This is a genomic window from Sinomicrobium endophyticum, from assembly GCF_052983315.1.
Genome location: NZ_JBRKIS010000007.1, coordinates 25,052 through 49,965, shown reverse-complemented (window position 1 = coordinate 49,965; position 24,914 = coordinate 25,052). Strand labels below are relative to the sequence as shown.

The following is a 24,914-nucleotide window of genomic DNA, read 5'->3' as shown; positions in this document are numbered from 1 at the left end:
GAATTCGTTTAAACTTTTTTCTTTTTGATGGGTTTGAACTTTTTCAAAGCTAACACAATAAAAGCAAGATAGTTAAACCCTGTCCAGCTTGCCACGGTGGTGTCAAACCTGTTTAGTAATGACCGGAAACTGTCCATCCAGGCATTGGTTCGCTCGATGGCATATCGCTGGTCATAAAGTTCTTTGTCAAAATAGTCATCTCTGTCCTTGTCACTGTTACGCCTGTTGAAACAGATATTGGCATTGATTTCCTTTTGGGCACAAGCCTGTCGGAAATCCTTGGAATCAAAGCCCGCATCAGCATTGAGGAACAACCCATCCACACGGAGGTCAGCATCTTCCAGAGTACCAGTGACTACTTCGAACTGCACCTCAATGTTATACAGGTCGTTATGATTGCCGGCAACAGGTTCAGACATAGCTAAAGGTAGTCCCTGCCTTTCGCTAAGGTATAGGGCATTGGTGGTTTTGCGCTTCTTACGGCCTTGGTATTCCACTTGTTCCCCGCCCCTGATGGCCGAGGTGTGACTGCCATCCAGGTCCACACTGGAAAGGTCAAGTTTTGATTTATGGCGGTTGAGGAAGCTCACCCAACAGTCTTTCCAAAAACCGCACAAGCACCATTTCCGGTAATGGTAGTAAACCGATTGCCAACTTAGCACTTTACTGTCAAAAAGGGCTTTTACAGGCACTTGATGCCACTGCACACCGGTCTTGAGCTTGTAGAGGATGGCGTTAACAATCTCAACCAATGGAACGGTCGGGGCAAATCCTCGATGAGTTTTAGGTATGTAAGGAACTATTTCCAATTCTATCGTATCTTTGTCAAGTACAGAGTACATAAAGGGTTGGTTTAGATAATTGTATGTTTCGCAACACAAATATCTTCAACCCTTTTTTATTTTTAAAAAAAGTTTAAACGAGTTCGTTATATATATTGCCACGGACCAAGAAAAAAGGTTGGTTTTATTATTTTTTCTTTCACCTCAAGCAATACACTTATTTACACGAACTTATTCTCTTACCGGAATGTTTTAGTTCGTTCATCCTTATCCATTACTAAAAATCCGATTTTTATCGGTTATCTACTCTCTATAATTATAAGTTCCGTCTGCCCCGGAGGCATCTTTCCAGCCTATGGTTTGTTCCAGCCAGTCATTTTGTGTTAAGACACTGGTGTTCAGTCCCTGGATATAATAATTCTGTTTCCAGTCTATCTGGACGGGATCTCCATTGACATTATCCATAGGGGTTATCAGTTCTTCCAGGACAAAATTATCGGTATAAAAGCCGGCCAGTTCCTGTAATTGCTCTTCGAAATCTCCGGCGTCGGGATCTACAGAAATATCCTCGCGTATACCGGCCAGGGGATCGTCGGCAGTAGTCACTCCATTATATTGCAGGAAATGCCCTGTGCGCTGAGTACCGTTAATAGGCGCTATTCCAAGCATGGCACAGGTATTGTTTCCTGCTGAAGCATCATCGTTGTACAGCATCCACCGTTGTACGTCCCAAAAGCGTTTTCCTTCATAAGCGAGCTCTATTCTGCGTTCGTACAGGCAGGCTTCGATAGCTTCGTATTTACTGCCCAGTGTACCGATACCGTAATTATTGGTAGATGGAATACCTACCCGCTGTCTTACTTTTCCGAGATAAGCGGCACAATTACCCAAGTCACCTATTCCCGCGTAGCATTCGGCTATATTCAGTAATAATTCGGCATATCGGTATTCGAAGATATCGGTACCGGAATATTCAAAACCACTTTCGTTGGTTACTTCGCTATTGGTCATTTTGCAAATGAATGCCGGACTGGATAACTGGTTATTATCACTGTAATGCGCTTCGTCATTACTATCTACCCAGCGATATGCCCATACGACAGATTCCGGATCTTCTTTATATCCCCATTTTCTGCCGGAAAAGGCAAAAGTCCTGTAAAACCGGGGATCGCGATTGAGAAAGAAAAGGAAATCGTCATACCCGTTTGCGGCAGTAGGCCTGGAACCGTCGGCCATAGGGAACAAATCGATCATTTCTTTCGGGGCCGATTGTCCTCCGCCACCGTCCTGACTGTTTAACCGGATATTCTGCTCCCACGAATTGTTCAGGTAATTGCTCAGGTTACCGCTACCTAAAAGCTGTACGGTAATAGCCTCAGAACAGAATGAATTATCTACCATAAACATTTCTTCCCAGTCTTTTGCGGAACTTCCGTATAACCCGTATCCATCTGCGGTTAACTGGTTTTCGGCTTCCAAAGCAGCCTGCAGGGCTTGCTGCCATCGCTCGCTACTGTCCCAGTTGCTGTTGAAAAGCGGGCTGGCATAGGTAAGTAATACTCTTGCTTTCTGAGCCATAGCAGCTCCTTTGGTAAAACGTCCGTAATCTGCCGGCTCCCAGTTCTCGGGCAATAAGCTTGCGGCCATATCGAAATCTGCTATGATCTGCTCTACCACTTCGTTAACACTTGCGCGGGGAAGTTTTATAGTTTCGTCGGTAGGAGATGGTGTCTGAACTTCGGTTACAACAGGCACACCTCCATAGACACGCATCAGATCAAAGTATTGCAACGCTCTCAAATAATACATTTGTCCTTTGGCCCTGTTGCGGAACTCTTCATCCAGGTCAGCTCCTTTAACATCTACTTCTTCTATAAAAGAATTACATTCCCTGATCCTGTGATAGGGCTCGTTCTTTACTTTATCTTCCAGCCTGGTCCCGTAATAGTCGGAAGCATCATCGGCATTAAAAAAGGTAAGAGTTGGGTTTATCAGGTTCCGCATCCCTCCTATTTCTTCGGTCATACCGGAATTTTCAGTGTCATAAGAACCTACCACAATGGATGATGGCGAAGTATAGGCCGCGAAAAAATCGTAATACACATTATCAATATACGCGGTAACCCGCTCCTCGCTTTGGTAAAATGTATCGTCGTACTCTCCGTAGTTTTTCATATCCTCCAGAAAATCATCGCTGCAGGAAACTCCTGTTACCAGGAGAAAGATCATGCTTACATATGTGCTTATATTTGTTTTCATAATTATTTTCCGGTTTAAGTTAGAATGTCACATTTAGATTAACAGTCCATGTTCTGAGTGTGGGATAGCTGACATAGGAGTTATCATACATATTTCGGTAATTACCGGGATACGGATTATTCAAAAACCAAAGATTGTTTCCTGTTACGCCAACAGTAAGCCTGTTTATAAAAACTTTGGACAGGAACTCTTTGGGAAGTTCATACCCTACGGTAAGGTTTCTTATAGCACATGAAAAGGTATTTAATTTCCAGAAATCTGACGGTTGTGCAACATAATCGTAATGGGCCAAGTTGGGATATTTTCCATCCGGATTATCGTCCGGATCATACATATCTTTCCAGTAACTTTCGTGGGCCCACATGTTGTGCGATGAAGATGTTCCCTGTTTTACGATATCCACCATACGGATGCCCCCCCAGGAAGTTTGGATCTGGGTCCTTAAGTAAACTGATTTATAGGCCATTCCCAGGTTTGTAGTGAAGCCGTAGGTGCGGTTCTTTTTCACCAGTTTTACATAGTCCAGGTTTTTGGCTATCTGTCCATCCGGACCTGCCTGTGTACCGTTTTCAGCATCGAACTGCCCCCCAACATCTTTATAAGCCATCATCCCTTTGCGCATGGCATCCATAGAATTGATATCGAAATACATAGGGTCTACTCCTGCTGCTCCCGCATTATCAGACAGATAACTCCAATATTTTTGTATATCTTCATCCGTACGCAGAATACCGTCCCCGGTAGAAGTTTCTTTCCAGGTCTCCATTCCCCAGACCGGGAAGAACAAGGATGCTCCTTCCTGTGTTATATTATTAGACGGATGCTGAAGCGCCTGTTCCGGATATTTTTTGACTTTATTATTAGAGAACCCGAAGTTGACCCCTACATTATAGGAAAAATCATCCGTTATGTCGTCCCGCCAGTTCACACCGAACTCTGCTCCCCAGGCATCTACCGCAGCAAAATTTTGCTCGGCGAATCCACCACCTACAGAAATAGGCACTCCGACTGCACCAGCCATACCTGTGAGCATATCCGTGGTTCTGTCATAATAAAAATCTGCTGTAACCTGTAGCCTGTTATCAAAGATATTGAAATCCAGCCCGGCATTGTGCTTTATGGTATTGTCCCAACCTACGTTACGGTTAGGATTAACTTTTGGAGTTAATCCGTTACCCAGCATTCCGCCGTTATCCCCAAACTGGAATCCTTTATCCGTGATCAGGTCGTAATATTGATTCCATCTCCAAGGTTTAATGTTATCTTTCCCTGTTTTACCTACAGAATAACGTATTTTCAGGAAATCAACCCATGGCAGGGCATCAGCAAACCAGTTTTCTTTAGACATTATCCATCCTAACTGAACTGAAGGAAAGAAACCCCAGTAGTTCTCAGGTGCAAATTTTGTGGAAGCATCACTCCGGAAAAGAAATTGGAACAAGTACCTGGATTTGTAACTATAATTTACCCTTCCGAGATACGACAAGGTTCCTGCCTCTCCCTTACTGGCCGTGGAATTGCTGGGAGATAGCTCTCCTGCTGTTTCATTGGTTCCCAAATAATCTGCGGAAGTATTTTCATAGGCCAGGCGTGTACTCTTATAACTGGATTCCGAACGCTCCATGGCAACCATGGCACTGATATCATGATCTCCGAAAGTCCTGGCATAATTTATAAAGAAGTTGGCCTGGGTACTTTTAGTGTTATAGTTATTGTAATAAACGCGCGAATTACGTTCGTTGGTTTCTATTTCATAATCCGAATCCTCGGCTGCACTGGCTAAATAACGTCCTTCTTCATCGTAGTTAGTAATTCTTGCCAGCTCATAAGGTAACTGAACCTGTTCAATATATCTGGAATTTTCATTCCTGGAGAATGTACCCTTTACAGACAACCCTTCAATAAAAGGAACCTTATAGGTTAGGGATACATTAAAATTGTACATAAAATCTTCTTCCGTTTGCTTAGACCCATTGTTCAGTGTCGCAAAGTAATTCCACCCTGCAATAGTACGGTTGGAATTGGCACTCCCAAGATTCCGGTCCGTACGCGGAAACGGTGACATCCAGTAATCTTCCCCATTTACGGTTGTCTGCCAGGGAATATATCTGGGCATATGGAGCAAATAACCGTAATCTGCCTGTTCTCCTCCACCTGCTTTGGAACCGTAACTGCTGTCGTTGATATTTGCAGCGGCCTTCGTAAACGATTTTTCCACACTTCCGGAATTTCCGGAAACAGATGCGGACAGATCAAAACTTTCCGAGATTTTGGCATCTACACCGGTACGGAAATTCCATTTATCATAATCCTGCTCCCCCAGATTAGATCCTTGCGTGAAGTAGGTAACTCCTGCAAAATAAGTTGCTTTCTCGGTTCCCCCGCTTACACTAAAGGAATGTCGTTGCTGTCCTGCTGCAGACCATGCCTTGTCCAGCCAGTCATAATCGAGGCCCCTCATTTCATCCAGTTCTTCGGTAGAAAACAGATTTCTTCCTTCATCATCCTGGCTGTCTGCTTTTAAAAACCTGTTATGCCAGATGCCATATTCATAGGCACTCATGGTTTTACTGTGACTTACGGCATCGTTAAAAGAAAACTGGCTGTAATAATTGAATGTGGGCTTACCTATTTTTCCTCTTTTTGTTTTTACGACTATGGCGCCCTGGGAAGCACGGGCCCCGTAAATAGCTGCCGAACCGTCTTTTAGGACGGTAATGCTTTCTATTTCCGAAGGGTCTAAACGGTTAAATGTTTCAAGAGTGGGTTTACCCGATTCCGGATCTACCTGTATCATATCGTCTATGACAACAAGAGGTAAGGTACTATTTCCATCTCTCGAAAAACCGAAAGTCTGACGGATCTGAAGGGTTGCGGCCTCTCCGGGACGGGTAGAACCTCCAGATACGGATAGTCCCGGTATTTGTCCCCGTAAGGACTCCGAAAGGTTGGATACGGGCAAATCCCTGACATTATCCGGGTCTATGGTCATGATAGCACCCGTAAGGTCCTCTCTTTTCTGGGCGCCATATCCTACAACCACTACTTCGTCAAGTTGAGCATTATCTTCTTCCATAGTTATGTCAATGTTCAGATCTTCATCGACAACATGCTCTACGCTTTTCATTCCTATATAGGAAAAGCGTATAATATCTCCTTTGGAAGCATTTATCTCAAAACTTCCATCCATGTCGGAGACAGTTCCGTCATTAGTGTCCTTGATCAAAATAGTAACCCCCGGCAGCGGTACACCCATAGTGTCCGTTATCGTACCGGAAACTGTAGACTCCGCCTTGTCCTGGGCATAGGCAATAATGTTTCCAAGGAGAATCAACATCGTCAGCCACCTTTTTATACATTCGTGTTTCATTAGTTATTGGTTTTAGTCAGTTAATCTAAAAATTTCTCATTATCAAGTAATTACCATTTGTAATCGATTACATTTTTGTATATTTTTTACATTTAATTTAATAGTTACTATAAGGTTTTGCGCCTTGTATTTCCGAAAACCTGCCCATGTTTTTCCGGAAAAAGCGATTTTTTGACAAATATTAATTTGATAATAATACCTCTCTGAAAATGTAGAGTAGTCAAATGTCAATAATCATTTTTAAGAAAGTGTCCTGTACTGTACTGCTTTTTCATTCTTTTTGTTCGTTCGCCATCACCCGAACAAAAACGTTTTCGTTCGCATTCAGGGTGAATACTGAGTTCAGGATATTTTACGAAAAAAAGCCTTGCAGATCCAACAAAAAAAAATTGTGCTAATCCCGTAGTTTTTTATCAGAGATTCTTAAAATCAAACATAAAACCATCAATACGCCATCCAGACGGCCATCTCTCCCACTCCCCGGTTTCCCCAGGTAAAATAGGGTACAAATTTCACGGCAATACCTTTTTCCTCCTTTTCCAAGGGACGGTATAACGATTTCTTCCATTCCCTGTTCTTTATCCCGGCGGTGGTTTTTAATATTACAACCTGCCGGTTTGCCATCAATTGTTTGTCAAGATCAAATCCGGCTTCCGGATCAAGCGCTATTTCATTTATCCTTGTATCTCCGGGCAAATCTTCTGATTCCAGGCAATATACCAGCGGTCCTCTTTTTACGGCTACCTGGTTCCTGGTTTCTTCTACCAGGGGATTGGCTTCCATCAGGGTTACCGGCATGGGCAGGTTTAGCACTATTTCGTCACCTCTTTTCCACTTACGACTTACCTTCGCGTAAGTCCCGGGCCGGAGATCCTGTGTGATCTCTTTACCATTTACCTGTATACTCGTCTCTTTACACCAGCCGGGAATGCGGAGAAACAGGCTATACGGTGTTGCCGAGGTCTTTTTTATTGTGAGTGTTATTTTTCCGTCCCAGGGATAATCGGTCTGTTGTTCGACTATTATCTCCGTACCATCGGGCAAAGCAGTATTGAGTGTATTACTACCATAAAGGTTGACATAAAGACCCTCCCCGGATATACTGTAGGCATAGTTATTCACTTCGGCCAGTGTACGGGTAACGTTGGGTGCACAGCAGTTGGACAGGGCTATATATCCCTGCCGGGTATTCCCCCATCGTTGTTCAAAAGGCAAATCGGCCGAAACCAATAGCGGATTGGTGTACAAAAATTCCTTTCCCTTTATACTGATACCAGACAAAACGCTATTATACAGGGCAAGTTCTACAATGTCGGCATATTTGGCCTCACCGGTCAGCTGTAACATACGCCAGTTCCAAAGGACATTGCCTATATTGGCACAGGTTTCGTTATGTGCGGTAGCATTAGGTAACTGGTACGGTCTGCCATACGCCTGGTGTATTTTTTGTACTTCGGAAGGATCATAAGAGGTACCATCCGGGGATACACCATCGTAAAGAGCCCCGCAGGCCCCGGTAATATACATCTTACGGTAAATAACATCTTCCCAGATGGATTGCAGATTATCCAACAGTACCTTTTCCCCGGTTTCCGCATAAAGATCGGCTACCCCGGCGTAGAGATAATTGGCCCTGACGGCATGTCCCATCGCCCTTTTCTGCTCCCGGAACGGGATACGATCCTGGTTATCATCCGTTCCATCATCGGTAGTACCGCGAATATCTACAAGATTTTTGGCCAGTTCCAGGTAACGGGGATCTTTGGTGGTACGATACATTTCTACAATACCCATATAATGTGAGGGACAAATGGCATTTCGTGCAAGTTCGGGCGATGCTTTCCGGTAAAAATCATAGAGATAATCAGCTACTCCCCTGGCTACCTTCAGAAAATTGTCCTTCCCGGTAGCCCGGTAATGTATGCAGGCCGCTGTCATTAAATGGCCCATATTGTATTTCTCGAAACCGAGCTGTTTTTGCAGTTCTTCTTCACCCAGGGTTCCCCAGCGCTCTTCGATAAGTACCGGGGTATGGAGATAGCCGTCCTGTCGTTGTGTTTTGGCTATGAGTGCAATGGCCTCATCCATCTGTTTATCCAGGGAAACATCTTTGGTCAGGGCATACATAGCTGCCATAGCTTCCATTATTTTGTAAAAATCGCCATCGTGAAACGACGGGCCGTCGTGCTTTCCTTTCATCAGGCCAGCCGCTATTTCAAAATTCCTGTACGCATGTGTGGTTTCGGCATCGTGGTACAGGTTCCACATATAAGGCAGGGTATTGTTTTTTTCCGTTTCGAACTGCTCTTTCCAGAAACCGCCGGTCCAGGTTACGTCGTTCAAACCTACGCCTTTTAACCGGGCGTAAGGGCTTTCGGAGGTATTCACCAGGGATTTGTTCTGGGCGGTGATTCCCTGAAGGATAAGGAATATTATGATATAGAAGGGTTTTTTGTGTGTTTTCATGGTTTTGTTTCAGGTTTCAGATTACAAGTTTCAAGTTGCAGGTTCCAGGTTCCAAGTATAAGTCCCTGAGTGAAGCCGAAGGGTCGGTTTTCAAAGCCTCAACAGAGGTGGCTGAGTATTCCGAACTGTGTTCGGAATGTATCGAAGCTACCGGTGCAACGAGTCCCTCTTTACAGGGCTATTCCATACTAAAGGCATTCACTCTCCTTATCATTGTATCTCCGGAAGCATCTTTTACCTGTACATCAAAGTACATAAATCCTTTTTTGGAACTTTTGAAGATGATCTCGTCTCCGGTTACGGATACACTTACATTTTCCTTTTGGAGAATGGTGTATTCCGGCTGGTTTTGATATCCTGCAAAGAGCTCCTTTCCGGAGAGTGCTGTTTGCGTTTCGGTATTCACAAAATAATGCGGTCGGGCCATCCAGTCCAGATATTCGCCCAGTTCGGTGTATCCGTCTTTATCCTCATCTGTATTGGTATCGGTGAAATCTCCTTTTACCGAATCAGGATTCAGACCACGTGCTTTTTCCCACCAATCGGGCAGACCGTCATGGTCGGTATCCCAGTCTCCGGGACGTTTTTCTTCAGGATAGTTTTCCCATCCGCCGGCATCTTCCTCGGTATCTATCGTACCGGGCAAACCACTTTTGCTGCCTTTATAGGTATAGGTGCTATCGCGTGTTTCTTTTATGATCCTTTTGTCGTATTCGTCCTGTTGCGATTGATTGGTTCCCACATCGGAAAGTACATTTTTATAAGCCTGCCGGGCGGCATGTGTTTTTACATAAGATTCAAAGAACGGTTTGTCCAGATAGGTTTCATAATCCACCTGTGCCGGGCCGGAAATTGAAATGGTCCTCCCTTTTTCCTGGTTAGATTCATCGAAATAACCTGTCATCACATTTTTATCGAAGAAATACTGTTGTTTTCCGAGACCCACGCCTTCATGTTGTGCATTCAGGGCATAGAAAAAGTTGGTAGAAGGTCCGGGTTTATAGTAGTTCCCCACAAAGTTCACCTGGTTGGCGCCGCCGTCCGTAGCCCGGTGTCCCCAGTTATACACTACATTGTTCCGGATATCCAGTCGTCCCGTATAGTAACCGTCACCGTTTATTCCTCCGGCAATACTCCAGTTCCTGCCGTAATTATGTGCCAGTAGATTATGATGAAAACTTCCGATATCACCGCCTATCGAGGCTGCATAGCCGTGCATTTTTCCTTTTTCGTATTTGCTGTGCCCGGCTACATTAAGTGCTTCGGAAATAAGTGTCCGCTGCAATGTAATATTATGCGCGCCACGGGAACTAAAGCCTTCATCCAGTGTCCAGCTTATAGAGCAATGGTCTATAATACTGTGGTTTGCTCCTGTCAACCCCATACCATCATAGGTCCGGCCGGCACCGATCCTTACCCGTAAGAACCGGATAATACCATCGTCCCCGGTAAGACCTATAGGCGCACGACTTATAGTGATCCCTTTTCCGGGAGCTGTCTGCCCGGCGATGGTAATATAAGGCTGGTTGACTACCAGTCTCGATTTCAACTCAATGTTCCCGGAAACGTTGAAGACGATGGTCCTCGGGCCGATTTCACTGGTTACGGCTTCACGCAGACTGCCCGGTCCGCTGTCGTTCAGATTGGTGACTTCCACTACTTTTCCGCCCCGGCCACCAATCGCGTAGCGCCCGTAGCCTTCCGCACCGGGAAATGCAAGTTGTGCCGGACGAAAGGACCATACGGTTCCGGGGGTTATTTCACCATTCTCCTCTATGACATCGACCCGCCAGAAATAGGTTTGCATACTGTATAACTTCTCCGTCCTGAAACTATTTTCCTTGATCTCTCCTTTATATTCCGGTGACTTCCTGGTTGCCCCGGCCACAGTTTTTTCGTCTTCACCAAAGTAAACATCATAAGTCATCTTTGTCTCCGGTGCATTCCACCGGAGCTCATGGCTTTCACCGGGGACGTGAAGGTCATTATTTGCGGGCTCCGGTGCATAAGCTTGTTTCATTTTGTTTGGCATATCTATTTCCAGCCCGTTAATCACCAGGTTTTCATTGGAAATTCCCGATGCTTCATCTGTTTCGAACCGAAAAACCACATTCTCTCCTTTCCGGGCTTTGAATTTTATAAAAGCCATAGCGGCATCTACGATTTTTATCTCCCTGTTACTCGGGGTTACCGTCTCCCTCAGTTCTTCGTTCACATAGATTTTCACAGGTCGGAACTTCGTAGCCTCAGGGCTGTCAAACGTATTGTGAAAAGTCAACAGTGAATGTTCTCCTTCTTTAAGTCCGCTTATGGTAAGGGTCAGACTGTTCCCGGTACGTAAGCCATCATTTATCAGCAAACTTTCTCCGCCCTTCTGTATCCCTGCCTTATACCATGATGAGGACAAATCTCCCTCCAGCCGGATGATCAATCCTTCTATTTCCTTTTCGGCTCTGGTTTCGTCACCTATAATCCAGGAGGCAGATTCCGGGTAGTGTACTTCTCCCGGTTTACGCCCGGCAAAATCAAAATCTATTTTTACAGGTTGTTTTTCCGTAACATCCTTATGTTCCGTACACTGAACACCCGTGACTATAACGACAAGTATCAGAATGGCATTTATTTTATTTTTCGCAAAGGCTTTCATTAGGTTTTATTTTTTTGAATTCGATATATCCAGTAGATTAATGACGTCTTTTTCCCTTTCCCGGGGAAGTATTTCCACTATTTTTAGTTTTCCGTTTTCAAGTTTGGCTTCTATCGTAGTATTTTTGGGAGCATGCAGTTTAAAATGGACATTCCAGTCACCGGGCCATGCCGGAAACAAGTATATTTTATCTCCTGCGGTCTGTAGCAGCATTTCCTGCATGCCTATCATACCGGAACCACCCTGGTTATGATCGGGTACCCAGTCAAATCCGGGGCCCCAGAAAGCGGGAAATCTCCTGCCGGAATCGGCCATTTTCTTCAGGGTTAATTGCGCGGCTTCTTTGGTCATGCCCATGACCGCCGCAAAAATATTGTCCTGTTTCCATCCTATATGGCTGCGGAACTTTACAGCATCGGGATCGTATTTCCAGGTATTCTTTGCTACGTCCAGCCCGGGCTTGCCAACGCCATATATCCGCCAGGGAAATACAGGGTATAATTGCGGAACTTCGGTATTGTTTATCCTTTCCCATACTTTGGCCGGAGCCAGTACTTTGTGTCCTTCTATTTCCCGGAAGCTCAACGGGGGAATAAGATTGGCAGCTTCCCGGATATATATATTTTCATTATCGCTCAGCATACCGTCCGGAAGTTCCAGTAATTTTTGCGTAATCACTCTTAGTCCGGCTATTGTGGAATTGGCATTATAAGTCATTTTATAGGTTTCGGCAGCGGACCCGGGGTATAAAACCAGGTGTCCCTCGTGGTCCAATGCTTTTGCCCCTCTTTTACGGGCGAGATGCTGGTAATGCTCGTCAAAAAAACGAATGCAGCTTACGATAAAAGGTACATACCGTTCTATACTCTTGTTGTTATAGCGATGTCTTTCCAGCATCATCAGGCAAAATTCGAGTACGGTGTCCCACTGGTATTCAAGCCAGGCGTTGTATTGCATGCCTGGGTCATATCCGTCCGGGCGTTTCCAGCCATATTCGGCAGGATTGGGCAGGCCGAAGTTTTCCAGTTGTTCGGTAAATGATGCCCCACTATGCCCCCAGTATACTTCGCTGCGCAGTTCGGCATTTTTCTGCAGGCGGAGATAAAAATTAAGCTGGGCATCCATCATATCGAAATCCCCGCTTTTGAGCATGGGAAAATAGACCAGCCGTTGGTTTTGTGCCGTCATGGTACCACCTCCCCAATTGCGGAAATCGGGAGTGAATTGCAGGGTGGTATCAGTATATACGGGGTCATAAGTAAAAAGCCCGCCGTTGAATTTCGTCGGGTAGTCTCCGTAGGCATTACAACCCAGCATATAGCGGAACAACTGATAGTTTCTTCCTGTTTGCCACAGGGTGTCCGTTTTCCGAGCGCCACGTTCCCCGGTATATACGAAACTGCGCTCCCAGTAATCGTTCCACCACCGCATGGTACGTTTCTCCTTTTTGACAAGACTTTCTTTATTATATGCCTTAATCTCTTTGTTAAGATTATCCTGCCACGACCGGATATTTTCCGCCTGTGAGGTATGGAGATAGATATGTAGTTGCTGGTGTTTTACAGGTTTTGAGGTTTGTAACCTCCATGCTTTAAAACCCGTATCGCGGTAGGTCCCGGAAACCGTACCGGTTGCCAGCATGCCGGATGCAGTGATATGCCCTCCGAAAGTGAGATCTGCCAGCGGATTGTACATCTGTTCTTTTACCGGGGTCATTTCCTGTTGTACTACTGCTACGTCAAAGACTGTTTTTTCCCTGTTGCGGTGGTAAAACCGGATATCGTTTTTGAGAAAAGAAACGGAGTCTTTATAGGTTATAATTTCCCCCTGCGGTGCCCATTTGTACGAATTGGCATTGTTGGCCTTTCCTTCTACCTTCCTGTTCCTGTAACGCCAGTTCTCATAGAAAGCACTGACGGAAACCGGGGTCCGGCTTTTAATATCGGCATGAATTACCGGGTCAAAGACATCTACCCACAGCTTAACCTTTGTTTCCTTCCCCTGTATTTCTATAAAACCGTCTTTCAGTACCAGTTCCTGACGGAAATCTTCATCGAAAGGATTGGGTTCAAATCTGATTTTCATCCGGCCCTGTTTTAGCAATGTATTGTGTTCGTCAAACGTGCCGCTCCGGGATATATAAAAATACAGGTCGCCATCTTCTACCCACACATTCAGACCGATATCACCGCCTCCCAGTGGCATGGCCCCGGAAGCATTTTCACTTTGTTCCGTCCATACAGGATTATAATCTTCCAGTACTGGGGTTTGTGCCGGGAGGATGGCAGTGAGAATAAGTAATATGCAGGGTAATATGTGTTTCATTAATTGGTTATAAATTACAGGTTACAGGTTTCAAGTTTAAATTACATGTTGCAGTTACAGCCAGAACGAAGGCGGCTGAGTGCCCGAGCGCAGCGAAGGGTGTATCGAAGCCCCGGTTATTACACCGCATGTTTACATATGTTTATTCTTTTAAAATTCCACTCCAAGACTCCGAACTCCCGAACTAACAACTATATCACTCCTCAATAACCACCGGCCCTAATAACCCGGCTTTTAACAACGGGGTATCTTCCAAACGGAACGGAGCCGTGGTATTGGTCAATCTTTCGGATGCGGGAAGTTTTTGATCTCCAATGAGCCGGTTGGCCCAGGTGTTGGTTATTTTGATTACGAGTTTGTTTTCTCCTTTTTGCAGCGCTTCACCTATAAATACCCGGTGCGGATACGTCCAGATCGTGCCACAATCTGTATTGTTAAGCGAGACTTCGGCTATATTGGCCACATCACCCAGATTGAGCCAGGTGTCTCCGGTTTCCCCGTTCCAGGTAAAGGTCTTTTCGTATACCGCAGTACCGGAATAATAGCGGATACTGTCGTTGCCGGAAGTACTCCAATCCGACAATGGCATTACTACCGGAGTTTTCGGGCCGTGGAACGCAGGATCAAAGATTATTTTCCAATCTTCCCCGATCTCCTGTACTTTGGCGTATTTTTTCCAGTTCTTTCCCTCATTCCGGGATGTTTCCCTTGTTTTTTCGCGAAATTTTACGAAGACGGAAGCATTCTTATCCAGTTGCAACGGAATTGTAGTCCGACCGTTTTCTGTTTTCCATTCTCGCAGTGTTGTAGTCTTCCCGGAAACCGCATCATATAGTTCGGGAACTTTCCCGGTAACCCGGAAAGATATGTTCACCCTTCGTTTTCGTTCTTTCTGGTTTGATATAAAATATATGTCTTCGGCAGTCGTACGCCGGTGGGTATAAGCTATATCTGGTACTTTTTCCGGGGTATCTTCCCCAGTAATGGTTATATCCGGCTCTATGCCAATCGGACTAAAATCCGTTAGGGTATAGGGTAGCATGATTACCGTACCTTTTCCTATTTTTCGTCTGTTTAATTCTTCTGTGTCCCCACCGGAAGCGCCAGCCCATAGTTCACTAACAACGGCTTCCAGTTTCTCCTTATCTTCCGGTGTTCCGAAACCGGGGGTGCGTTCCGGTTTGGTCCCCAGAAATACGGTAGCACCTGCTTTGACGAGTTCCAGTATTTTTTGCGCCACTTCAATCGACATCATAGCGTTCGGCGACATTTTCCTGCTTCCCGGAAATACCAGGGCTCCGTAATATATACCCGCACCAAAAGTTACTTTACCATCTTCTACCTTCGCTTTTCGGAGCAGGACATCCGGGTTAAAAGAATCGTATTTATATCCATGCAGGGCATTCACCCAATGGGACAGGTCCGTTATATTTGCCGAAGAGGTTACTTCTTTGGGCATTTTGGCCAGTGGCTGTCCCTCATTGGCAAGCCGTACCCTTTCTTTTTGTACGGTTTCTTCTCCGAATATTCCAGGCAGGGAAGGTACCAACCGATCCGGCAGCACGGCCCTCGACGGCAATTCCTCGCCGGTAAATACGGCAAGGTCTATAACAGGTTTTCCCTTTTGTAATTCGTACTGAACCCGTTGCGCGTAATCTATCCATGCTTTCCCCGGTTTCCACCAGGTCTGGTTGCGTTGTATGTATGTTCCTACCCCGTCGAGGGTCATTCCGGGTTTCCGGTCCGGCCAGGGATTGTGTACAAAGACGTGATAGAAGAAACGGTTTATGCCAAGGGCATAGTTCCGGTCACCTAATGCCTTCAGGTTTCCGGGATGCTCGTCCCAGTCCATCCGTAATTCGGTGTAGGCTTCGGCCTGGATGATATCTTTACCGTAGATATGTCCTCCTGAAATGGCATCGAGCATATCATTGGGTTTATCGTGTGTAGGGCTTTTCAACCAGAACTCACCGCCGGGATAATCCACATATCTGAAATGCCGGAGGGCATCGCTTACCATCGTAGGTGCCACATTTTCGGTGCTGAACGCTACTCCTGCCTTTTGTGCTTCGCCAGCCATAGTGCCGAAGAAATTATCGGCTATTAACTCCGAAATGGTTTTACGTACATCATAAAGTACCTTCTCGGATGTTTCGGCATCTTCTAAGGGAATCCCTGCCACGACAGGGAGATAATCCACCAGATCATACCCCCTTCGTTCTTTGAAGGCTTTGCGGAATACGGGCGACCAGTTCTGACTGCCGCATTCCCAGCTATCGATATGTAAAATACGCAATACTCTTGCGGCCAGTTCCGGACCGGCGGTACGTATAGCTTCGCCGAACCATTTATCGAACTGTAAACGTATGGCTTCCGGGTTGAACTTATCTACTTCCAGTCCTACCCCACCGCCACCGGTAGCATTGGTATGCCCGGTAGAAGTATGTGCAAAACGCATGATCTTCCACTTTCCCTCAGGCGCATCCCAGGAAAGTTTCCCTTCTGCATCGGTATGGGCCGTGATATTGATGATATCTTCTTTGGCGAGACAGTTTTCCGGTGGGAGCATTTCCGTAGTCGATTCCGTGCTTATGCGCCATACTACACCCGATTTACCTTCGTACTGGTCGATCTTCGGTTCTTCGGAAAGGATGATCTTGTTTACTTTTAACGCTGGTTTCCACTTGGCAGCATCCAGGTCTTCGGCTCCGGGTTCTGAGCCTTCCGGGTCATAGACAAAACGAAAATAACGGGAGGTTACGGGTTCTATGGCATGAGTGTAAGCGGCGTCCGTGTCCTGCCATCCCTGTCTCGGAGGGATCAGCCGGGTTACCCGCTCAAAATGCACTCCGTCTTTGCTGGTTTCTATAATAAGTCTGTGGGACTGGTAGTTATTACCGCCGGTTATTATTTTTATATTCCGACAGGTAAATGGTTCATTGAAACTATATTGTACCCATCCTTTTTCATACATTTTCACATTTCCCTTTCCATCCCGGTCACTGAGAAAGTTCAAATTCGTTTTATCGTCCGAACTCCATGTTATTTGCGGTTGTACCTGCGTACTGTTCCGGTAATTTTCCTTAACAGGAAGCGCAAAGACAGCAATATCCTCGTAATATCCCTTATAATTGGGAGGTATGGGGAGTTGTAAATCCAGTTTTTGCCCTCCGCGCACCAGCGTATCCGACCACACTACTTTCTGCATGGACAGTTCCCGGGTGATCCAGGGCCCACCAGCCACGGCAAACCCGTCGGAAGCGTGCATGGCCAGCTCCATACCGAGCCTGTCGGCCTCTTTCATTGCAAATTCTACCATATCCCACCATTCGGGGCTTAATTGCAATACGGGCGGATCGATAAGCGGAGGATCGGCGGGACCTTTTATAGCCATCAGGTAAGCCCCTCCTATACCCGTTTCTTTCATGGCTTCCAGGTCGGCCGTAATCCCTTCCCTGGAATAAGCCGACTGCATCCAGTACCAGTAAACCCAGGGTCTGGATGATTCCAATGTAGGTTCAAAACTGTCTTCCTCCCCCTCTTTTGGAGCATTACAGGAAAGGATGCTCAGCATGAACAGAACAATCCACAATATTTTGTTTGGTTTATGCATTTTAGTCACTTATTACATATTCAGGAAACTGGGGTGGCGCCCCCTCTGCCTTTGGTATCTCCCCTCAAAGAGGAGAAATTATTATCTTTTAAACATTCTCAAATTATCGCATTGACACACTCCGGCTGTGCTCACTCAGCGCATCACATTATTACATTAGTATTTCTATTCAAATCGTTGCAACATGGCATCCAACTCTCCTTCCATATAAGGAATAATACAAAAGTTATAATGATATTCTCCTGCCGGAACCTGGTATTTCTCCAGCGGTTGCCCTACTTCGGACCAACTGTCGTTCCCTCCTACTCCCATTTGCACGAGATCTATATTTACGGTAATGTAACCGGCATTCTGCAGATCAAAAGTATGTTTAGCTTTATTGATATCGGCTTCAGTATAGGGCCATGCACTCATACTTAACAAAGAATCGCCGGCCACGACCAGTAAACCTTTTTCCTTTCCCGAAGTTGTAAAGGCCATCCAGCGTACATCGGTACGGTTAGCGTTTTCCTGGGGCATTACATATGGTTCCGTAAACTTATCAAGCGGAAGGTTATATATTCCTGCTCCGAAACCGTGATTACGGTCGGAATAGTTCTCCAACGGACCTTTTCCGTACCAGGAGATACTCCTGTACGTATCTTTTATTCCGGTTTGCATACCCACTTTAGGAATATTGGGCAGGTCTTCAGAAGCTTTCAGGTGATAGTCTACATGTACCGTCCCATCCGCCGCAATCTTATAGATTACTTCTACCTCGGCTTTTTTCTTTATGACCGTATATGTATTCTGTAAGGTAACGGCACCATTTTCCTCCTTTACCTGCGTTTTTTTCAGTTCCGGTCGGGCATCGTACCAGGGTTTAAGTACTTTATCAGGTTTCCAGCCTTTCCGGTCGTTATCGGTAAGCGGTCGGGTAAAATGTGGCATCAGGGGACGAAATACCTGTTCTTCTCCACGGAACACATAGGAAGTCAACGCTCCGTTTTTCCGGTCGAAACTTATTTGAAAATCTTCTCCTTTAACTATGTAGGCACTTGATTTTTTTTGAATTTCCGGACTGATTCCTGTCATATTTGCATTAATCGTAACAGGCTTACGCTTTCGCAATATAAATTGGTCCGATGCTACGATGTGCCCTTTCGGGGCCCAGTCTTTGTCTTCCGGCAAACGGAAATTCAGGTTGAGCAGGTATTCGGAATCCTTATCCATTTCCGGCAGGTAAGATGCCATGCTAATCAAGGTATCTTTCCCGGCTTCGACAGCAAAGGGCGGAAGTTCTTTCTGCATAACGGAAATACCGTTTTTAAGCAGCTCTATTTCCGGTATGTATTCTGCCAATGAAATGGCTGAATGTCGGTTGGATATCCGTAGCATCTGTTCAACTTCCATACTGCTTTTTACCGGTTGAAAAACCCATTTGCATTCGTACATGGCTGCTTTCGGCCTGCCGTCGGAAGCTACGATGCCGTTGATATTAAAATTGCCATCGTGTAGTTTCTCTCCAAAATCTCCACCGTAGGCATAAAATTCCTTTCCTGTAACCGAATCTTTTTTCTGCAATCCCTGGTCTTTAAAGTCCCAGATACAACCGCCTATAATCCTCGGGAGGGAATGAAATTCGTCCCATAGCTCTTTCAAATTACCGGTAGAATTCCCCATGGAATGCGCATATTCCACAAAAATAATGGGACGGGTATCCGCTTCCTGGTCGACCAACAGTTTTGGAGTAAACACCCCGGGATAAAAGCGGCTTACCATATCCACATAAGGCTCATCCGTCGGGTTTTCTATGCGATGGGCATGGTCTTTAGGGTAACCGGGTTCGCCGGGAGCTATGTATCCTTTTAGTCCCGGGTTTCCCTGTGCGGGTTCGTAATGTACGGGCCGGGTAAGGTCAAAATCGTGTGCCCAGCCCGCCATGGCGGCATAGGCCGGGCCCTTCCCTGCCTCGTTCCCCAGGCTCCAGAAAATTACGGAAGGGTGGTTTTTATCGCGCTGTACCATACGGGTTAGTCTTTCCATATGTGCGTGCAACCAGCGCGTATCGTTGGCCAGCTTTCCTCCCAGACCGTGTGTCTCCAGGTTGGCCTCATCCATTACCATAATGCCGTATTTATCACAGAGTTCATAAAAATAAGGATCGTTCGGGTAATGGCTGGTGCGTATGAGATTGAAATTAAATTGTTTGATCGTCTTTACATCTTTTTCTATATCCTCCCGGGTAAGCGCTTTTCCCCGGACCGGGTCATGATCGTGGCGGTTTACGCCATACACGTAGGTTTCCTTTCCGTTGATAAGCAGTTTGCTGTTTTCTTTGGAAAATTCTACGGAGCGGAAACCTACCTTGCTGCTTTTTACTTCTTCTATTTCGCCGGACGGGTTTCGAAGAACAAGCAATATAGTATACAGGTCAGGTGTTTCTGTACTCCACTTCCGGGGTTCTTTAATCTCTTTTTCGAACATCCCGAATTTTACATTATCGAGCCTCGGGTAGCTTTCGTTGAGGATCTCTTCTGCCTTTTTTTCCATCGGCCCGGAAAATACCTCCCGGTTTTCCGGATCGTACAGTTGTACCTGCAAAGTATAGTCCCGAATGGTATCGCCGGTGAGGTTTTCGATATCGGGACGCAGTTTAAAGAGGGCATTTTTATAGTTTTCATCCAGTTCGGCCTGCCAGAAGAAATCGCGAATCCGCAGTTTGGGTTCGGCCATGAGGAAAACTTCGCGCTGAATACCGCTCATCCGCCAATGGTCCTGGTCTTCGAGATAAGAACCGTCGCTCCAGCGCAGCACCTGTACGGAAAGTATATTTTCTCCTTCTTTCAGGTATGGAGTAACATTAAATTCCGAAGGTAAAAAACTATCCTCCCCGTAGCCTGCAAATTCCCCGTTTACCCATACCCGGAAAGCCGAACTGACTGCTCCGAAATGCAGGGTAATGTTTTTGTCTTTCCAGCCGGACGGAACAGTAAATGTACGCTGGTAGGAACCCACGCCGTTGTAATCAGCAGGAACAAAGGGTGGGTTCACCGGGCGAAAAGGATATACGGCGCTTTTATAAATAGGAATGTCATAGCCCTTCATTTCCCAGTTGGAAGGGACTTCTATCGTATTCCAGCCTTTTACCCTGTCAACATAAAAATCATTCGGGGCTTCGCGGAGATTTGCGCTGTACCTGAAATCCCATAAACCGTTTAACATTTGTATGCGGCTCTTATTCCTGTTGCCCTCCAGAGCATCTTCTACGGAAGTATAGGAATAGGCCGTTGTACGGGCTGCATCCCTGTTAAGGCTGGTCACCAGGGGATCTTCCCAGGGGCTATCGGCATATTTTTGTGGTACCCGGGGTATTCCTGCCGGTTCACCGGTTACGGTTTGCGCCAGGGCTAAACCACAACCGGCCAGAAAAGTACATATGATATAAAAAAACAGTTTATTCTTCTTCATTGTTTCCGGTTACAAAATACATATCACTTTCCCCGAGGTCTTTGGAGGTGGCAACGGCTATTCCACGCTGATCTTTTTTGTTTACGGCACAATAAAAATGGTATACTATACCGTCATGTTTCACCACGAACGATTTGTGAGCAAAGCGGTTATCGTAATCTTCGGAAGAACGGATCAGGTCTTCTCCCTCCCAGTCTTTCCAGTGGATAAGGTCATTGGAAACGGCAAAACGGTTAAATGCCCCGTCTTTCCAGAAGGCCCCGAAATAGAACATTACCCATACATCGTTGATCCGCTGAATATACGCATCCCCGGATATTCCCTTGTGATGATTGATCACCGGATCTTTTCCGAAACGCTCCCAATGTTTCATATCATCGGACACCGCCATACCGATACGCTCGGCACCGCGGGCAGGGTTAATACTATCTCCCCGGGCATTGTAATACATGACGAACTCGTGGCCTGTTTCCCTGTTTTCGTCACGGATCACGGAATTTTTGTACATGGTGCTATTGTCCCACCAGCTTACCTCTTTGTCTTTAGGGGTCAATACGGGCTCAGACAGCCTTTTCCATTCGTGTACCTCGTCAGGTGATTCTTCGGTATAGGCCATTCCTATGGAAAGTATTCCTGCCTCGTAACCCCTGCTATCCCCCCCGAAGTAGCTCATCCAGTATTTATCGTCATAGGTTTCCCAGGTGTAGCTCCCTCCCCATTCGTAGTCCTGCAAAGCGATATAGCCGGCTTTCTGGTTGACGTCCCAATCGGTAGTATCGGAGAAAGACATGATTTTTCCTTTCTCTTTCCAATGCAGCAGATCATCGCTTTCTCCCAGCCAGGTTTCATACCCGCGACCATCGTACATCAAATAGGTCATATACCACTTCCCGTCTTTCCGGAAAATACTTGGGCAATCCATCTTCAGGGAATCATTTGGCGGCACCATCACCAATCCGTACTTATACGGCGTTTTTATCTCCTCATAAATTTCCTGCATCACGGCATCCGTGATCTTTCTTTTCTGTTTCTTTTGGGTACATGCCACAGACAGGGCTAACAGGAGCAGGATTACCGGGATATATATTTTATTCTTGTCCATATATTATGCTTTTTTTGTTGCATAGGGAAACACGAAACTTTACAGAGCTTAGTATGACCTGAATTTCAGGAATAATGTATGTTTTTTTACGCCTTCTATCCATTTCGGTTGGGATGAAGGGCCTACGAGATCGGTGGCGTTTACCTTGTTTCGTACGGCAGGTATCACATCAAACACAGCTATACCTGTTTGTGGCAGGGTGTACAACAGGGCATCCCTGCCATCTCTGGGAGTATATACACCAAGATAACTGCCGGACTCGGGGTTACTTAACTGTACTTCTCCCTGCGAGGTACGGAAAACCGCCCATTGCCATTGGTTAAAATACCCCTTGAACTCGGGATATACAAAAGATTCTCCGGGGATGGGATCATTATAATCGTTCTCCCATACGTCGAGCGTAGTTCCCTGTAGACGATTTTGCCATACGCGGTACGGACCTTTCCCAAGCCACCTAATACTCTTCATGTTATCTTCCGGGTAATCGAAGGACACTCCTGCCAATTCCACTACGCCATGATAGTCATACTCATAATCCAGTTGTACGGTACCACCAGCTTTTACTGTCCACTGTACTTTTTGCAACGGTCCGAAATAGTCGGCACTGACAACTACTTCACCATTTTTTTCTTCCGCAGAGATATGTTGCAATTTTTCTTCGTAAGCTATTTCTTCATAGATACGGTCCTCTCCTTTGGCCGCATCTTTATCTACAGAACCATCAAGGGTCCTGTCGCCTCTTCGGGCGGCTATAAAACGAGGGCCATTGTTGATATCTATCACCTTCCCCGACTGAACAACCTGTTGCAATTTCCCGGTTTTCCGGTCTATTTTTATTTGTGTACCGGAAGCGGTAATCTGGTAATAGTCTACTGTTTCCTGCAGAGAGATTTTGCCTTCTGCATGCTCTGCCACCGGTTCTTTTTCTTTATCCCAGGTATAGGCCCATGTCCACAACTCTTTGCCTTCCGGGTCGAGTGCTTTGAGGTAAAGTACGTCCGCTTCCTTCCAGTTGCCGGGAAGTTTTATTTGGAGTTCCCCGGTAGCATGGGGGGCTATATCCGGCCCTTTTACCGTTTTCTTCACTATGGTCTTACGCTCTGCATTTTTGTCTTCCGGATTCGGAAACTGCGCCAGTTCCCATTCCAGTGTACAGCGATTGGTATTAGTGAAGTCGTAACGGTTTTCCAGGGTAAAGACGCCATCGAAATCGTCCGGGAGTCTTTCTTCCTGAGTTATCATTACCGGTGACCATATTTGTTTTATGGTATAGAAACTGCCTTCTTTTTCGTGGTGCGGACCTACGATACCGTCCGCCCCGTAATTTCCCTGGTTATCTATCCGCCCATCCTGATCGGTACGGGCAATACCTTCATCTGCATATACCCATAAATAACCGCCGCCGCTCCTGGGATGTTTTCTCATCACTTCCCAATAATCATGCAATCCCGCTCCGTGTCCGCCGTCATAGAGACCGTGCAGAAACTCGGTGGCCATAAAAATCTCTTCACCGCGGAAATATTCAAGCGTCTCCCCGTAGGACCTGTAGTGCATAGTCTCTACCCCGTTGAGTTCCTGTTGCGGATGTAATACGGGACGTTTTTGCAGATCCCAGATATCGAACTGGTTGTCGAGATTGGTATTCCAGCCGCCTTCGTTCCCGTTAGACCAGAAGATAATAGACGGGTGGTTCAGGTCGCGGGTTACCATTTCCCGGACCAGTTTTTTCCCTATGGCATCGTCGTAATGTCCGTGCCATCCCCCGAGTTCGTCCATGACATACAGTCCCAATTCATCACAGGCATCCAGGAATTCCGGATCGGGCGGATAGTGCGATAGCCTTACGGCGTTCATATTCATCTCCTTAATAAGCCGCACATCGGCATAATTGAGTTCCTTATTGAGCGTGCGTCCCGATTCGGGCCAGAAACTATGCCGGTTTACTCCTTTCATCAATACACGCCGGCCATTGACATAAATACCGTCTCCTTTATGTATTTCTATCGTATGAAAACCGAACCTGTCGGAAACTTTGTGTAACAGATCGTTTCTTTTGTAAAGTAAAAAATCAACATGGTAAAGATCCGGAGTTTCGGCGGTCCATTCCTTTATATTATCGAATGTACCGGCCAATCTTACCCTGTCGCTCCCCGGGGAAACTTCTCCCTGCAACGTCCCTTTCTTTTTGCCATCGGCACCGGTTATAACCGCTTCTACCCGGAGGGCGGAAGCACCTTCCCCGAGAAAGACATCCGCTTCGAAACTACCGTCCGCTTCGGCTTTTATGGCAGTACGTTCTATATTTTGCGCCGGACGGGCTTCGAGAAAAACGGGACGGAATATTCCACCGAAATTCCAATAGTCCGCCCTTCGCTCTGCAAGGTTTACACTGCCGTTTTCGGATTCTTTGCTTACGGTGACTTCGAGCAGGTTTTCTCTACCGTATTTCAACAAGCTGGTAACATCATACTGAAAGCGATAAAAAGCCCCTTGGTGTTTCGATCCGGCGGAACGGCCGTTAACTTTAACTTCGGTGTCGGTCATGGAACCGTCGAAAACTATCTTCACCCTTTTACTTTCCCATTCCTTCGGAACGGTAAAAGTATACTTGTATTCTCCGACCTCATCGGCTATACCGTCCGGGTGGGGCTTTCCGTAAAATTTGATACCGTATTGGTATTTGCCGTAGCCCTGCTGCTCCCATACGGAGGGTACTTCTATGGTTCCCCATTTCCCGCTGTTTCTTCCTTCTGATACTTTAAATTCCCATGTTTCGGTATCCTGGTAGCCTTTACCGGAAAGATAAAGGACTTCTGTTTCATTTCCTTGTTGCGCCCTGAGGCTATACAGGGATACAATGCTTAAGATCAGGTGTAAGAGAAATACTTTTCTCATGGTTA

The 24,914-nt window shown here is 46.0% G+C and carries 10 protein-coding genes; all 10 read right to left on the bottom strand.

Annotated features, from left to right (window positions below; all coding sequences use genetic code 11):
- Nucleotides 1–8: 8 nt before the first annotated feature.
- Nucleotides 9–842, bottom strand: a complete 834-nt coding sequence (locus ACVBDU_RS02450; RefSeq protein WP_447177729.1) for an IS5 family transposase — start codon at nt 840–842, stop codon at nt 9–11.
- Between the two features lie 243 nt (nt 843–1,085).
- Nucleotides 1,086–3,041, bottom strand: coding sequence for a RagB/SusD family nutrient uptake outer membrane protein (locus ACVBDU_RS02445; protein ID WP_447178193.1), 1,956 nt, complete (start codon nt 3,039–3,041; stop codon nt 1,086–1,088).
- 19 nt (nt 3,042–3,060) lie between these two features.
- The gene (locus tag ACVBDU_RS02440; RefSeq protein WP_447178192.1) at nt 3,061–6,411 is read right to left on the bottom strand and encodes a SusC/RagA family TonB-linked outer membrane protein; all 3,351 of its coding nucleotides are present in this window, start codon (nt 6,409–6,411) and stop codon (nt 3,061–3,063) included.
- Nucleotides 6,412–6,855: 444 nt separating this feature from the next.
- Nucleotides 6,856–8,877, bottom strand: coding sequence for an aceric acid hydrolase (locus tag ACVBDU_RS02435; protein WP_447178191.1), 2,022 nt, complete (start codon nt 8,875–8,877; stop codon nt 6,856–6,858).
- A gap of 178 nt (nt 8,878–9,055) precedes the next feature.
- Nucleotides 9,056–11,524 (bottom strand): pectate lyase family protein, encoded by a 2,469-nt coding sequence (locus ACVBDU_RS02430; RefSeq protein WP_447178190.1) that lies wholly within the window; start codon nt 11,522–11,524, stop codon nt 9,056–9,058.
- Nucleotides 11,525–11,530: 6 nt separating this feature from the next.
- A complete protein-coding gene (locus ACVBDU_RS02425; RefSeq protein ID WP_447175023.1) occupies nt 11,531–13,849 on the bottom strand; it encodes a DUF5703 domain-containing protein in 2,319 nt (772 codons plus the stop codon).
- Between the two features lie 196 nt (nt 13,850–14,045).
- Nucleotides 14,046–17,462, bottom strand: a complete 3,417-nt coding sequence (locus ACVBDU_RS02420) for a glycosyl hydrolase (protein ID WP_447178189.1) — start codon at nt 17,460–17,462, stop codon at nt 14,046–14,048.
- Between the two features lie 165 nt (nt 17,463–17,627).
- Entirely contained in the window at nt 17,628–20,912 is a 3,285-nt protein-coding gene (locus ACVBDU_RS02415; protein ID WP_447178188.1) for a glycoside hydrolase family 2 TIM barrel-domain containing protein, read from the bottom strand.
- Nucleotides 20,899–22,014: a glycoside hydrolase family protein gene (locus ACVBDU_RS02410; RefSeq protein ID WP_447175020.1), complete on the bottom strand. Its 1,116-nt coding sequence runs from the start codon at nt 22,012–22,014 to the stop codon at nt 20,899–20,901. The genes ACVBDU_RS02415 and ACVBDU_RS02410 overlap by 14 nt, the downstream gene beginning before the upstream one ends.
- Nucleotides 22,015–22,062: 48 nt before the next feature.
- On the bottom strand, nt 22,063–24,909 hold the full coding sequence (locus ACVBDU_RS02405) for a glycoside hydrolase family 2 TIM barrel-domain containing protein (protein ID WP_447175019.1): 2,847 nt from the start codon (nt 24,907–24,909) through the stop codon (nt 22,063–22,065).
- Nucleotides 24,910–24,914 lie beyond the last annotated feature (5 nt).